Origin of the sequence: Arthrobacter castelli DSM 16402, assembly GCF_000430705.1 — a bacterium.
In the GTDB taxonomy this organism is placed as follows: domain Bacteria; phylum Actinomycetota; class Actinomycetes; order Actinomycetales; family Micrococcaceae; genus Arthrobacter_C; species Arthrobacter_C castelli.
In genome coordinates this window covers 169,825-183,170 of the sequence record NZ_AUMN01000009.1, presented here as the reverse complement: position 1 = coordinate 183,170, position 13,346 = coordinate 169,825, and the positions used below count along the sequence as shown (strand labels likewise).

The window sequence follows — 13,346 nt, the reverse complement described above, 5'->3', positions numbered from 1 at the left end:
TGGCCAGGATCCTGTCCAAAATGGCGCCATGGCTGTCGCCCGCGGCCAGGCCCCAGCCGGCGTCCCGGCATCCTCCGGCCGCAGATCCGGTGCGGCCGCTGGACCACGGGGACACCGGCCGGCTGCGCACGCTGGTAAACCGCGACCCGGTGGCCAACATCTTCCTCGCTTCGCACTTGGAAACGACACAATCGGCGGCGCCGACCGCCGCAGGTGGCCACGTTCTTGGTTACTTTGAGGGCCCGGAACTGACCGCGGCCGCCTGGTCCGGGGCCAACATTGTGCCGGTGGAAGCCGCCGGTCGCCCGGCCAAGGCCTTCGGCCGGTACCTGGTGCAGACCGGAAAGTCATTCTCCTCCATCTTCGGCCCGGCCTCGGCCGTGCTGCCGCTCTGGACTGAGTTGGAGTCTGTCGCCCCCGCCCCGTTCGACGTGCGCCGCAATCAGCCGTTGATGGCGCTGAGCGCACCACCGGCCGTCGAGCCCCATCCGGGGCTGCGGTTTTCCACCATGGATGATTTCGAGTCGCTGTTGCCGGCCTGCGTGGCCATGTTCGAAGAGGAAGTCGGCTACTCGCCCATGATTGGCGGTCAGGCCCACTACAAACAGCGCATTGCCTCCTTTATCCACCGCAGCCACTCCATGGTTGATTACGACGACGACGGTCAGGTGGTCTTCAAGGCGGAGCTGGGGTCTGTCTCGTCACAGGTGACGCAGATTCAAGGGGTCTGGATGAATCCCAAGTACCGGGGGAGGGGACTGAGCGCCCCTTACCTGGCCGCCGTCGTCGAACTGGCTCAACAGCACGCCACGACCACCAGCCTGTACGTCAACGACTACAACGCACCGGCCATGGCCAGCTATGTGAAGGTTGGATTCGAACGGGTTGGCACCTTCGCCACGGTACTGTTTTAGTCCCGGTTCCCGTTCGGACCCAGGTCCAACGGGTCGGTGAGGTACTGCTGTACCTTCGGCCCGACCAGCCGGACCACCTCGTCGACCGGCAGCGAGGCAAGCGGTTCCAGCCGGACAACATAGCGGGTGATCAGCAATCCAAGCACTTGGCCCGCCACCAGTTCGGCGCGCAATTCCTTCTCCTGCTCATCGAAGTCGGTGCCCGTCATCAGCGTGGTCAATATACGCCGCCGGAACACCTCACGCATCAGGGCCGACTGGCGTTCGGAGCCGATCGCGCTGCGGATCAGCGTCAGCATGGTGGGCTGCAGCTCAGATTCCCATAGCCCGAGCACTGCCCGGACCAGCGGTTCGCCGCGTTGCGCGGTCGGAAGCTGCAGCACCGGCGAGAGCACACGGGCCGGATCTGCCGGCAGCTGGACGCTGGCCGCGAACAGCTCTTCCTTGCCGCCGAAATAATGATGCACCAGCGCCGGATCCACTGCGGCGTGCCGGGCGACGCGCCGCAGGCTGGTCCCCTCATAGCCGTGCTCGGCGAACAGCGACCGGGCGGCGGCGAGGATCTGCCCGCGGGTGTCTTCGGCCGCCCCGCGACGGCCTCTGCGTCCTTTTGGGGCCTCGGGGGCAGGACTCATTTGCTCTGCCGGCGCAGGGTCAGCGATGCCAGCAGCAGCACGACGACGACGCAGCCGGAGACGACGATCAGGTCAACCCAGAACTCGTTGGTCGGATCGGCATTGGCGGCGGTTTCCTGCAGCGCGTCGACGGCGTACGTCAGCGGCATGACATTGGAGATCGCTTCGAGCCAGTCGGCCATTTCCTCGCGGGCGACGAACAGGCCGCAGAGCAGGATCTGCGGCACCACGACCACCGGCATGAACTGCACGGCCTGGAACTCGGTGCGGGCAAAGGCCGAACATAACAAGCCAAGGGCAACTCCCAGCACCGCATTGATGACGGCGATCAGGATGACCAGGCCGCCGGACCCTTCGATGTTGAGTTCGAACACGAAATAGGCCACCGCCGTGGCCACCGCCGCCTGCAGCGCCGCCATCAGCGAGAAGGCCAACCCGTAACCGAACAACAGGTCCGCCTTGTGGATCGGTGTGGTCAGCAACCGTTCCAGGGTTCCGGTGGTCCGTTCCCTCAGCATGGTGATGGACGTGATCAAAAACATCACCACGAAGGGGAAGATGGCCAGCATCATCAGCCCGACCCGGTCGAAGGTGCGCGGGGCTCCAGGCAGCACGGTCTCATTTTCGAACAGGTAGTAGACCACGGCCAGCAGCAGCGCCGGAACCACCAGGATCAGCGCTATGCTGCGCCTGTCGTCCCTGAGTTGTTTGAGCACCCGGGCGGCCGTGGCGCCCAGCATGTGGACGTTCATGCTGCCTCCCGGGTTTCAGCGTCACGGATCAACGCCAGGAACGCCCGCTCGAGATCCTCGGATCCGCCCCTGCGTTGCAGGTCTGCCGGGCTGAGCGCCGAAAGCAGGCGCCCTTCGCGCAGCAGCAACAGCGACTGGCAGTGGGAGGCTTCCTCCATCACGTGGCTGGAAATGATCAAAGTGGTTCCGGCCTCGGCCATTCGGGCGAACCTGTCCCACAACTCCACCCGCAGCACCGGATCGAGACCGACGGTGGGCTCGTCGAGGATCAGCAGGTCGGGTTGACTGACCAGAGCACAGGCCAGCGACACCCGGCTGAATTGTCCGCCCGAGAGATCGGCGGCCCTGCGTTTGGCATAGGGTGACAGCCCGACGGCGTCGATCGCCTCGGCTGCCGCGGACCGGGGGACGGGGAACAGGGCGGCGAAGTAACGGACATTGTCTTCGACTGTGATATCCGGATAGACGCTCGAGGTCTGCGCCACATAACCGACCCGGCTGCGCAACGACGGCGACCCGGCCGGGCGTCCCAGCACCTCGATGGTTCCGCCCGAGATCCGCTGCACGCCCACCATCGCCCGCATCAGGGTGGTCTTTCCGCTTCCGGACGGACCCAGCAATCCGGTGATGGCCCCGGTGCCGACCGTGAAGTCGAGACCATCCAGCACTGTGTTTCCGGACCTGCGCACTGTCAGGTCGCGGGCCGCAACTGCCGCCGGTCCCGGTTGCTGCACACGGTCGGGCTGCGACCGCTGTCCGTCGGCGTCCGGTCCGCGGACACCCCGTTGCGGGCCGCCGTCGTACGGCTGGCTCTGCTCCTTCAGATGTTTTGCCATCGCGCTGCCACCTTAATTCATCACGTGATGAATTAAGGTTGGACCCGTCGTTCCAAGGTGTCAAGGGGGCTCGAATAACCGCCCGCGGCCGCGAGCGGTTAGATTAGTAGGCGAATCCCTTTTGCGATACTGCGGTACGGAACAGAACCGCAGAACAGAACCGCAGTACAGAACAGACATTGCCGTACAGAACGGAGACCAAGGGTGGTCCTTCGCTTATCCTCGTTATTCCTACGCACGCTTCGGCAGGACCCGGCCGAGGCGGAAGTCGCCAGCCACCGGCTGCTGGTTCGCGCCGGCTACATCCGCCGCGCCGCGCCGGGCATCTATTCATGGCTGCCTCTCGGGCTGAGGGTGCTCGGCAAGGTGGAGGCCGTGATCCGTGAGGAGATGGCGGCTATCGGATCCCAGGAGGTCCACTTTCCCGCGCTGCTGCCGCGCGAGCCCTACGAGATCACCAACCGCTGGACCGAGTACGGCGACAACATCTTCACCATGGTCGACCGTAAGGGCGCGGACTACCTGCTGGCGCCCACCCACGAGGAAATGTTCACCCTGCTGGTCAAGGACCTGTACAACTCCTACAAGGATCTGCCGCTGAGCCTGTTCCAGATCCAGAGCAAGTACCGCGACGAGGCCCGTCCACGCGCCGGCCTGATCCGGGGACGGGAATTCATCATGAAGGATTCCTATTCGTTCGACATCGACGACGACGGACTGGACGCCAGCTATGAGGCGCACCGGCGCGCCTATGTCAGGATCTTCGAACGGCTGGGCCTCGACGTGGTCGCGGTGGCAGCCACCTCCGGGGCCATGGGCGGCTCCCGCAGCGAAGAGTTCCTGCACCCGACGTCGATCGGGGAGGACACCTATGTGCGCTCCGCCGGCGGCTATGCGGCCAATGTCGAAGCGGTGACAACGGTGGCCCCCGAAGAGCTCGACTATTCGGCCGCGCCGGAAGCGAGCGTTGAGGACACCCCGGATACTCCCACCATCGAAACGCTGGTTGCCGCTGCCAATGACAAGTTCCCCCGAACGGACGGGGCGTGGACGGCGGCCGACACCTTGAAAAACGTGGTGCTGACCGCGGTGCTGCCCACCGGTGAACGCCGGATGGTGGTGATCGGTGTGCCGGGCGACCGGGACGTCGACTTGAAGCGGATCGAAGCCAATATCGGCGACCACCTGGCAGTCGGCGGCGAAGTCGCCATGGAACCGGCGACGGAAGCCGACCTGAACCGGAACCTGAAGCTCGTCCGCGGCTACATCGGACCGGGCCTGTCCACCTCCGCCCCGGTGCTGGGCACCAAGGGCAGCACCGGGCTGCTCTACCTGGTCGATCCCCGGGTGGTCAGCGGAACCAGCTGGATCACCGGCGCCAACACACCCGGCCGGCACGTCTTCGGGCTCGTGGCGGGGCGGGACTTCAGCTGGGACGGTGTGATCGAGGCCGTCGAGGTCCGCGAGGGCGATATGGCACCGGACGGATCCGGGCCGCTGGAAACCGCCCGGGGTATCGAACTGGCACACATCTTCCAGCTGGGCCGCAAATTCTCCACCGCCCTGGACCTGAAGGTGCTGGACCAGAACGGCAAGCTGACCGTCGTGACCATGGGCTCCTACGGCGTCGGCGTCACCCGGGCGGTGGCGGCGCTCGCCGAAGGCAACCACGATGACAAGGGCCTGGTATGGCCCCGCCAGGTGGCACCGGCCGACGTGCATATCATCGCGGCGGGCAAAGACGCCGAAATCTTCGAAGCAGCCGACAAGCTGGCCGCCGATCTCGACTCCGCCGGCGTCGAAGTGATGTACGACGACCGCCGGAAGGTCTCTCCCGGGGTGAAGTTCTCCGATGCTGAACTGATCGGCGTGCCCACCCTTGTCGTGGTGGGGCGCGGACTGGCTGATGGCGTGGTGGAGGTCAAGGACCGACGCACTGCCGAGGCCGGGAACGTTCCGGTGGACCAGGCGGTGGGACACTTGAACGCCCTGGTCCGCGGGTGATGCGCGTGCCGATTGGTCACTTTCTGCCGGATTCGCCGGCTATTGGACGATATCTGCCGTTTCTGGCTGCCGCGTAACGGGACTTAGCGTCCCCTGGCGGGCGGTGCCGGCCGGCGGAGCTACGGGTTCGGCAGGTCGTGCGCGGCCGGCAGGCCGGGGTAGTGCTTACCTGCCAGTGACGAAGCCACCCACAGGGAGCGCTGCGCATCGCCGGGATGGCCGTCGTCGTAGTACGACAGCGCATTCTCCACCTCGCGGACCAGGCTCCATTGGCGTGCCAGCTCAGGATCCAGCCCGGCGGCCGTGCACAACCCGGTCATCCGGTCCAGCAGGGCGATTTCCGGATTACGCTTGGGCAGCTCACCCAGCCGGTTCCACAGCATTGGCGCGACGGCGAACTCTGCGTCGCCGTAGACCGGCTTGGGGTCGATGGCGACGTATTCGCCGGGGTCATCCCTGCGGGCGAGAATATTGAGGAAATGCAGGTCGCTGTGCACCAGCACGTCCCGGTTCCACCGGCGGCCCACGGCCCCGTTGACCTGGCACACCTCCAGGGCCGCCTCCAGCAGCCACCGCTCGAACGGGCGGCCCAACTGTTCCCACCGGGCCGGGAACTCGTCGGTCCATTGCTCGGCCCGGGCGGCGAGCTGGTCGAACTTCCGGGCGGTCTGCTCCGCCGGCGGGACGCTGAGGCCCTGCATCAGCCGCCCCCACTGGTGTATGGCGACGTCCATCGGCGCCTGCTGCAGCGAGCGGTCGCCGTCCAGCCGTTCGAGCAATAGCGCGAGGTCCGGCTTGTCGGCGTCCAGCAGCCGGACGGCCCCCCGCCCGGCCCAGGCTTCCAGCGCGTCGGCCTCGGCCTGTGCCTCATCGTGGGGCACGGTCAGCTTCAACGCCGCTTCTCCGCCGTTGCGGCGGATCACCGGGATGACGACGCCGCAATGGCCGGTCCACGGCAAGGTCCCGGCAGGCAGATCGGGCACCAGTTTCCAGCGCTGCAGGTAGTGCTCGATCTGTTCCGGCAGCCCGGCCAGCCAGCCACGGCCCGCCGGTTCATAGCGCACCGTCCGCTGCAGGGCGGCGGGGATCTCGAACCGCATCATGGCAGCTGCTCCCAGTGCCGGGCCGCCAGCGATGCGCGGGGGAGGGCACCGAGGGTCCATTGGCGCGCTGCGCCGTCGCTCAGGCCCGTCAAGTCTTCATACATCTCCACCAGATCTTCCTCCACCGCGGCCAGTCCTGCCGCTGGGGCCTGCCGGAAACCGTCAGGCAGCAGATAGGCAGGCTCTGCGACCGGAGCGCGGCCGCAGGCGGATTCGAGCGTCCGCGTACCGGTTTCCAGCATCCGCCGGTGCTGCTGCAACCGCTCGGCGGCGAACGAAGCTGCCTTTCCGGACAGCCGGGGCACCGCGGTCTCATAAGCATAGACCGCCCGCTGCAGACCGGTCAGAGTGGCCTGCAGTGCCCGGACCTCCTGCTGACGAGCCACCCCTTTGGCGGGATCACGGGCGGAAGCGGGCGAGGTCTGGGCGCCGGCAGAGGGCTTCTGGCTGTCGGCAGGGGGCTCCGTGGTGCCGCAGCTGTGCGATTCCGCAGGGACAGCTCCGGCGGGGGTTTCCGGCAGCTCCGGTTGCGGGAGGCCGGCGGCATCGGCCAAGGCATGTGCGGTGGTGAGTTGTTCCGTGCCGGCGACAGCCAGCTCGCGTGCAACCGGTGCCGTGGTGTCCGCGGCATCGTCGAGGGCGGCCCGTCCGGAGCGTGCCATGGCCTTCACCAGCGACGGCAGGTCTGGTTCGGGGGTTTTCGTGGCGGTTGCGGTTCCTGAAGGAGCGGTGTCCGGGGCAGTAGGTTCCTGTCCCGCAGTTGGTTCCGGAGATGCAGCGGACGCGGTCTGCCCGGACGTTGCCGCCGGTGCAAGCATCCGTTGATGACGTTGCAGGGTCTGCACAGCCGTCGAGAGCACCTGCTGTGTATCGCCATCGTCCTTCAGTATTGCGGCGAGCGCCTTGGCCTGCTGTTGCAAGTCCCGGGTCGCCGCCCGGGTCGTGGACAGCGCACGATCGCTCATGCCGGGAGGTTCGGGTGTGGGAGATTGGTCACGGACCGCCACCACTGTGCCCAGGCTGACCACCAGCAGCGCTACGAGGGACAGCAGCAGCGCGCGGATAATGCGCGTTGACCGGCCGGTGCGTACTCTGGCCATGGGTGACCGACCTGTCGGTGCCGGCGTCCCGCCTCGGGTATCCGGTGGTGTCCGTTTCACAACAGTCGATGATCTCATGACTGCCGCCGCAGCCGCCGGTACCGTCGCGCAGCACGGCGGATGCATTGTCTGAGCGGAAATATCGTTACCCTAGTATCTACAACATCATCGAGTGGGAGGCAGTCATGGTTCGGCCCAATCACCAGCAGGGAGACGGGGCACACGCGCGATCAGAAGCAGACCGGCTCAGGGAGCTGATTGAACCCACCGTTTCCGCGCACCGGCTGTACCTGGAGGACGTCCGGGTCAAGCCCGCCGCAGGGACCAGTGCCGTCGAAGTCATCGTCGATCTGCCCGAAGAGCAGACCGGAGCGGTGACATTGGATACTATTTCCGAGGTCTCGTCCGAGGTGTCCGCAGTGCTGGACCAGGACCCGCAGGTCTCCGCCCGCTCGTACACGTTGGAAGTCTCGTCGCCAGGGGCGGCGCGTCCGCTGACGGAGCCTCGTCATTGGCGCCGCGCCACAGGCCGCATGGTCACCGTCACCCTCGAAGACCAGGACCCGGTGACCGGTCGCCTGCTTGAGGTGGATGACGAAGGGGTGACCGTGCGCCCCGAGAAGGCGCCCAAGAAGGGGATGAAGCCCAAGAGGGGCGAGCCCGCCCATCTTGAATTTGAGCGCATCAGAAAAGGACACGTGGAAATTGAATTCACCCATGCCGGTGACGACGGCGACGCCCCGGCCGGGCACTTTGCACCTGAGGAGGCCTAGATGGATATCGACATGAGCGCGCTGCGGTTGCTGGAACGGGAACGTGAGCTTCCGCTGGACCTGCTGATTCCCACTATCGAACAGGCCTTGCTGGTCGCTTATCATAAGACGCCGGGGGCTCACCAGAAGGCCCGGGCAGACCTGAACCGCAAGAGCGGCCACGTCACCATTTGGGTCGCTGAGATGGACGACGACGGCACTGTGGTGGGCGAGTACGACCACACACCGGAGGGCTTTGGCCGTATCGCGGCCAGCACCGCGCGCCAGATCATTCTGCAGCGGCTCCGCGACGCCGAGGATGACAGCATTCTGGGCGAATTCCGCGGTAAGGAAGGAGAGCTGGTCTCGGGGCTGATCCAGCAGGGACAGAATCCTCATATGGTCCAGGTGAACCTGGGCACGATTGAGGCAGTGCTGCCACCGCCGGAGCAGGTGCCCGGGGAAAGCTACGACCATGGATCGCGGTTGCGTGCCTACGTGGTGGATGTGCACCGGGGAATGAAGGGCCCTTCCATCACGTTGTCCCGTTCGCATCCCGGCTTGGTGCGGAAGCTGTTCGAGCTTGAGGTTCCCGAGATCGCCGACAAGTCGGTGGACATCATCGCCCTGGCCCGCGAGGCGGGCCACCGTTCGAAAATTGCGGTACAGGCGACTATCCCGGGGCTGAACGCCAAGGGCGCCTGCATCGGTGAAATGGGATCCCGGGTGCGGGCCGTGATGAATGAACTCAACGATGAAAAGATCGACATCATCGACTTCAGCGAGGATCCGGCCACATTCATTGGCAATTCCCTGTCGCCGTCGCGGGTCGCATCGGTGACCATCCTTGATGAACAGCAGCGGCAGGCCAAGGTCGTGGTCCCCGATTACCAGCTGTCGCTGGCCATCGGCAAAGAGGGACAGAACGCCCGTCTGGCTGCGAAGCTGACCGGCTGGCGGATCGATATCGTCTCGGACGCGGCCCCGGGCCGGATCCAGGCCTCGGAGTAGTCCCGCCGGCAGTTCCGGCGGCTGTCCCGCCGGGTCGGCCTGAGACGGGTCCGCGGAACCCTCTCAGGCAGGCACCGCGCGGCTGGTTCGTGGCAAGTGGGCCGGAGGCGCTAGAATAGATGCGGTGCGGGTAATCCGACCGCGCAACCGATGTGAAAGGTACCGCCCGGTGGCAACGACTGCACACCAGCCGGTGAGGACCTGTATCGGGTGCCGCCGCCGTGTTGCCCGGAACGACCTTCTGCGGGTAGTGGCCATTGGCAAAGACAATACAAGAACTGTCACCGTCGATGTCCGCCGCCGCTTGGCCGGAAGGGGTGCCTGGCTGCATCCCGATCGGTCCTGTTTGGCAATAGCCGTCAAGCGCAAAGCGTTCAACCGGGCTTTCAAGTCCGCGGTGGATGTTTCCGACGTGCAGAGCTATTTCAACGCAGCGGATATTGCCGGACCGTCCGGCGGATCCATGACGACCGTCCAATCTGAAAGCGGGTCAGAAATGAAGATGGAAACCCGATGAGTGCCCAGGGATGAGTGCCCAACGATGATCCATTTGTTGTGCTCTGAAACCGACCGCGCACTTGCAGTAAGTGCCCACAGGCGTAGTAGGAAATAAACGGTTCGTACCTGACTCGGTGCGGGCCGAGACAGGAGAAATGTGGCAAAGGTCCGCGTGCACGAGCTCGCCAAAGAGCTCGGGATAACCTCTAAGGATGCAGTAGCCAAACTGCAGGAGATGGGCGAATTCGTCCGCTCCGCTTCATCAACGATCGAAGCGCCCGTAGTGAAGAAACTACGGAACGCTTTCCCCGCCGACGAGCCCAAGACAGAAGGCAGCAACGGTGCCAAGGCCCCGCAGAAGCCTGCGGCCAGCGAAAACGGACAGACGGCGAAGCCTGCTGCCGAGACGGAAGCCGCTGCCAAGGCAGCACCGAAGCCCGGGGCGCCCAAGCCAGGCGCCAAGCCCGGTCCCGCCAGGAAGCCTGCTGCGGACGAGACAGCTCCCGCCGCAGAAACGGCTCCGCCGGCTGAAGAACCCACTGAACCGGCCCCGGAAAAGCAAGAGCCAACCCCTGCGCCTCCGGAGCAAGAGCAGTCTCCTGCACAGGAGAGGCCCAAGCCCGCCGAAGGTAGTGCCGCGCCTAAGCCCGGTGCCCCCAAGCCCGGGGCTGCCGCGCCTAAGCCCGGTGCCAAGCCAGGTCCGAAGCCGGGCGCCCCGAAGTCGGGCGCCAAGTCGGGCGCCGGATCAGGCAGCCCGCGGCCCGGTAATAATCCCTTTGCCACTTCCCAAGGCATGCTCAAGGGCGGTCGGGGAGACCGGTCCGGTGGGCCGCGCCCCGGCAATAACCCGTTTGCCACCTCGCAGGGTATGCCTCGTGGTGGCCGCGGTGATTCCGCCGAACGCACCGGCGGCCCCCGTCCGGCCGCAGGCCAGGGCGGCCCGCGTCCAGGTGCGCCCAAGCCGGGCGCAGCCCGTTCCAGTGGCGGTTCAGACGCACGTCCTAATCCAAACATGATGCCCGGCCGCACCGATCGTGTGGCACCCCCCGGACGCGGAAACGACAAGCCGGGTGCCGGACCCCGGCGCGGCGGCGGACCCGGCGGTCCTCCAGGCGGCGGCTTCGGCAAGGGCGGCCGCGGCCGCGGCGGAACGCAGGGTGCCTTCGGTAAGGGAGGCGCCGGTCGCGGCAAGCAGCGCAAGTCGAAGCGGGCGAAGCGGGCCGAGCTGGAGCAGATGTCGGCGCCCAGCGTTGGCGGCGTCTCTGTTCCCCGCGGCGATGGGAACACCATCGTGCGGTTGCGCCGTGGTGCTTCGATCACCGACTTCGCCGAGAAGATCGATGCGAATCCGGCGTCGTTGGTCACCGTGCTGTTCCACTTGGGCGAAATGGTCACAGCGACCCAGTCACTGGACGAGGACACCTTCGCGCTGCTGGGCGAAGAGCTCGGCTACAAGCTGCAGGTCGTTTCTCCTGAAGACGAGGAGCGTGAACTGCTCGACGCCTTCGATATCGACCTCAACGCCGAACTCGAAGCCGAAAGCGACGACGAACTGCACCCACGTCCTCCGGTCGTGACCGTGATGGGCCACGTCGACCACGGTAAGACGCGGCTGCTGGACGCCGTCCGGAACTCCGATGTGATGACCGGCGAGCACGGTGGCATTACCCAGCACATCGGTGCCTACCAGATCCACCGCGACCACGAAGGCGCCCAGCGGGCCATAACCTTCATCGATACCCCTGGTCACGAGGCGTTCACCGCCATGCGTGCCCGTGGTGCGAAGGTGACCGATATTGCGGTGCTGGTGGTCGCGGCCGACGACGGCGTGATGCCGCAGACGGTGGAAGCGCTGAACCACGCGCAGGCGGCCGACGTGCCGATCGTTGTCGCAGTCAACAAGATGGACAAGGAAGGTGCCAACCCCGAGAAGGTCAAGGGGCAGCTTGCCGAATATGGCCTGGTCCCGGAGGACTACGGCGGCGACACCATGTTCGTCAACGTATCGGCGATCAAGAAGGAAAACATCGACGAGATGCTCGAGGCCGTGCTGCTGACCGCTGACGCCGCCTTGGACATGCGGGCCAATCCGGACAAGGACGCACGCGGCATCGCCATCGAAGCCAACCTGGACAAGGGACGCGGCGCGGTGGCAACGGTGCTGGTCCAGTCCGGCACGCTCAGTGTCGGGGACACCATTGTCGCGGGCAAGGCCCACGGGCGCGTTCGTGCCATGTTCGACGAGAACGGTGACGCAGTCGAGAAGGCGGATCCGTCACGTCCGGTGCAGGTGCTGGGGCTGTCCACTGTTCCCCGCGCCGGCGACACCTTCCTGGTGACCGCCGACGAGCGCACTGCCCGGCAGATCGCCGAGAAGCGCGAGGCCGCGGACCGGAACGCGCAGTTGGCCAAGCGCCGCAAGCGCATCAGTCTGGAAGACTTCGACCAGGCGGTGGCCGAGGGCAAGATCGATACCTTGAACCTCATCCTCAAGGGTGACGTCTCGGGTGCGGTTGAAGCCCTGGAAGATGCCATGTTGAAGATCGACGTCGGCGACGAGGTGCAGCTGCGGGTCATCCACCGCGGCGTGGGCGCCATTACGCAGAACGACGTCAACCTCGCCACCGTTGATAACGCCATCATCATCGGCTTCAACGTCCGGCCGGCCGAACGGGTCTCCGACCTGGCCGAGAAGGAAGGCGTGGACCTGAGGTACTACTCGGTGATCTACGCGGCCATCGAGGACATCGAAAATGCCCTCAAGGGTATGTTGAAGCCGGAGTACGAGGAAGCGCAGCTCGGCACCGCCGAGGTGCGGGAAGTCTTCCGCTCGTCGAAGGTCGGCAACATCGCCGGTTCACTGGTGCGCTCGGGGACCATCCGCCGCAACACCAAGGCGCGTGTGGTGCGCGACGGCGCTGTGGTGGGCGACAAGCTCACTATCGATTCGCTCAAGCGCTTCAAGGACGATGCCACCGAGGTGCGGGAAGGATTCGAGTGCGGTATTGGCCTGGGCTCCTTCAACGACATCCGCGAGGGCGACGTCGTCGAGACCTTCGAGATGCGTGAGAAGCCGCGGACCTAGGTCCGCCCCAACAGGCGGCCGGAGGGCCATGGCCGGCTGTGGACGTGGACGCGATTTCGGCAAAAACGTCCACGTACACCGCCGGGCTCAACCGCCGAAGACCGGAACGGCCGTGGTGCTGTTCCGGTCTTCGGCGGAACCACCGGCCGCCACGGCAAGATAGGAAAGAAGGACATGGCTGATCCAGCACGCGCTGCCCGTTTGGCAGACCGGATCAAGGTGGTCGTGGCGCAGGCCCTCGAACGCCGTATCAAAGACCCCCGCCTGGGGTTCGTGACCCTCACCGACGCCCGCGTCACCAACGACTTGCAGCACGCCACCGTGTATTACACCGTCTACGGCGATGACACGGAGGCCGCCGAGAGCCGCAAGGCTTTGGAGTCGGCCAAGGGCATCCTGCGCTCGGAAGTGGGCAGGAACATCACCGCACGACTCACGCCGACCCTGGAGTTCGTGCCGGACGAAATCCCGGTCAACGCCAGCCACTTGGAAGACCTGCTGCGCACCGCCAAGGAACGCGACGCCGAAGTGGCGACGCTGGCGGCGGAACAGCAATACGCCGGTGAATCCGACCCCTACCGGCGTAAGGATGACACGGACGATACCGCCAACAGCGGCAACGAGTGATTGACCGCGGCGTGAATTCCAAACCTGAG

At 65.8% G+C, this 13,346-nt stretch carries 12 protein-coding genes; 7 read left to right on the top strand and 5 right to left on the bottom strand.

All coding sequences use genetic code 11. The annotated features are described in order from the left end of the window. Positions 1 to 20: 20 nt before the first annotated feature. Positions 21 to 914, top strand: coding sequence for a GNAT family N-acetyltransferase (locus H535_RS0111875; RefSeq protein WP_081416635.1), 894 nt, complete (start codon positions 21 to 23; stop codon positions 912 to 914). Here H535_RS0111875 and H535_RS0111870 read toward each other — a convergent pair. From H535_RS0111870 to H535_RS0111860, 3 genes are read right to left on the bottom strand one after another with little or no spacing between them, the layout of a single operon-like run. Next, positions 911 to 1,549, bottom strand: a complete 639-nt coding sequence (locus H535_RS0111870) for a TetR/AcrR family transcriptional regulator (RefSeq protein ID WP_026819724.1) — start codon at positions 1,547 to 1,549, stop codon at positions 911 to 913. The two genes, H535_RS0111875 and H535_RS0111870, sit on opposite strands and share 4 nt — an antisense overlap. Continuing rightward, positions 1,546 to 2,289 carry an ABC transporter permease gene (locus H535_RS0111865; RefSeq protein WP_035769374.1) on the bottom strand — a complete coding sequence of 248 codons (744 nt, stop codon included), beginning with the start codon at positions 2,287 to 2,289 and terminating at the stop codon, positions 1,546 to 1,548. Before H535_RS0111865 ends, H535_RS0111870 begins: the two co-directional genes overlap by 4 nt. An 8-nt stretch (positions 2,290 to 2,297) precedes the next feature. After that, on the bottom strand, positions 2,298 to 3,137 hold the full coding sequence (locus H535_RS0111860) for an ABC transporter ATP-binding protein (RefSeq protein ID WP_081416631.1): 840 nt from the start codon (positions 3,135 to 3,137) through the stop codon (positions 2,298 to 2,300). A gap of 204 nt (positions 3,138 to 3,341) precedes the next feature. Between H535_RS0111860 and H535_RS0111855 the strand changes: the two genes are divergently transcribed. Next, complete coding sequence (locus H535_RS0111855) at positions 3,342 to 5,141, top strand: proline--tRNA ligase (protein WP_026819721.1); 1,800 nt, start codon at positions 3,342 to 3,344, stop codon at positions 5,139 to 5,141. A gap of 119 nt (positions 5,142 to 5,260) precedes the next feature. Here the strand turns inward: H535_RS0111855 and H535_RS0111850 are convergent, their stop codons facing one another. Together H535_RS0111850 and H535_RS0111845 are read right to left on the bottom strand one after the other, a co-directional pair. Next, complete coding sequence (locus H535_RS0111850) at positions 5,261 to 6,244, bottom strand: aminoglycoside phosphotransferase family protein (protein WP_051299091.1); 984 nt, start codon at positions 6,242 to 6,244, stop codon at positions 5,261 to 5,263. Further along, a complete protein-coding gene (locus tag H535_RS0111845; protein WP_026819719.1) occupies positions 6,241 to 7,344 on the bottom strand; it encodes a DUF4439 domain-containing protein in 1,104 nt (367 codons plus the stop codon). Before H535_RS0111845 ends, H535_RS0111850 begins: the two co-directional genes overlap by 4 nt. A 185-nt stretch (positions 7,345 to 7,529) precedes the next feature. Between H535_RS0111845 and H535_RS0111840 the strand changes: the two genes are divergently transcribed. The 5 genes from H535_RS0111840 (at position 7,530) to rbfA (ending at position 13,317) form a co-directional block, all read left to right on the top strand. Further along, positions 7,530 to 8,117, top strand: coding sequence for a ribosome maturation factor RimP (locus H535_RS0111840; RefSeq protein ID WP_026819718.1), 588 nt, complete (start codon positions 7,530 to 7,532; stop codon positions 8,115 to 8,117). Next, positions 8,118 to 9,107, top strand: coding sequence for a transcription termination factor NusA (gene nusA, locus H535_RS0111835; RefSeq protein WP_026819717.1), 990 nt, complete (start codon positions 8,118 to 8,120; stop codon positions 9,105 to 9,107). Between the two features lie 124 nt (positions 9,108 to 9,231). Further along, positions 9,232 to 9,624 carry a YlxR family protein gene (locus H535_RS0111830; RefSeq protein WP_342667730.1) on the top strand — a complete coding sequence of 131 codons (393 nt, stop codon included), beginning with the start codon at positions 9,232 to 9,234 and terminating at the stop codon, positions 9,622 to 9,624. A gap of 138 nt (positions 9,625 to 9,762) precedes the next feature. Then, entirely contained in the window at positions 9,763 to 12,690 is a 2,928-nt protein-coding gene (infB, locus tag H535_RS0111825; RefSeq protein WP_026819715.1) for a translation initiation factor IF-2, read from the top strand. A gap of 174 nt (positions 12,691 to 12,864) precedes the next feature. Then, positions 12,865 to 13,317: a 30S ribosome-binding factor RbfA gene (rbfA, locus tag H535_RS0111820; protein WP_026819714.1), complete on the top strand. Its 453-nt coding sequence runs from the start codon at positions 12,865 to 12,867 to the stop codon at positions 13,315 to 13,317. Positions 13,318 to 13,346: the final 29 nt, after the last annotated feature.

Bases quoted from the DNA above. Each gene is read 5' to 3' on its own strand.
- nusA (WP_026819717.1), top strand. From the start codon at position 8,118: ATGGATATCGACATGAGCGCGCTGCGGTTGCTGGAACGGGAACGTGAG.
- H535_RS0111840 (WP_026819718.1), top strand. From the start codon at position 7,530: ATGGTTCGGCCCAATCACCAGCAGGGAGACGGGGCACACGCGCGATCA.
- H535_RS0111845 (WP_026819719.1), bottom strand. From the start codon at position 7,344: ATGGCCAGAGTACGCACCGGCCGGTCAACGCGCATTATCCGCGCGCTG.
- H535_RS0111875 (WP_081416635.1), top strand. From the start codon at position 21: ATGGCGCCATGGCTGTCGCCCGCGGCCAGGCCCCAGCCGGCGTCCCGG.
- H535_RS0111860 (WP_081416631.1), bottom strand. From the start codon at position 3,137: ATGGCAAAACATCTGAAGGAGCAGAGCCAGCCGTACGACGGCGGCCCG.
- rbfA (WP_026819714.1), top strand. From the start codon at position 12,865: ATGGCTGATCCAGCACGCGCTGCCCGTTTGGCAGACCGGATCAAGGTG.
- H535_RS0111870 (WP_026819724.1), bottom strand. From the start codon at position 1,549: ATGAGTCCTGCCCCCGAGGCCCCAAAAGGACGCAGAGGCCGTCGCGGG.
- H535_RS0111850 (WP_051299091.1), bottom strand. From the start codon at position 6,244: ATGATGCGGTTCGAGATCCCCGCCGCCCTGCAGCGGACGGTGCGCTAT.
- H535_RS0111865 (WP_035769374.1), bottom strand. From the start codon at position 2,289: ATGCTGGGCGCCACGGCCGCCCGGGTGCTCAAACAACTCAGGGACGAC.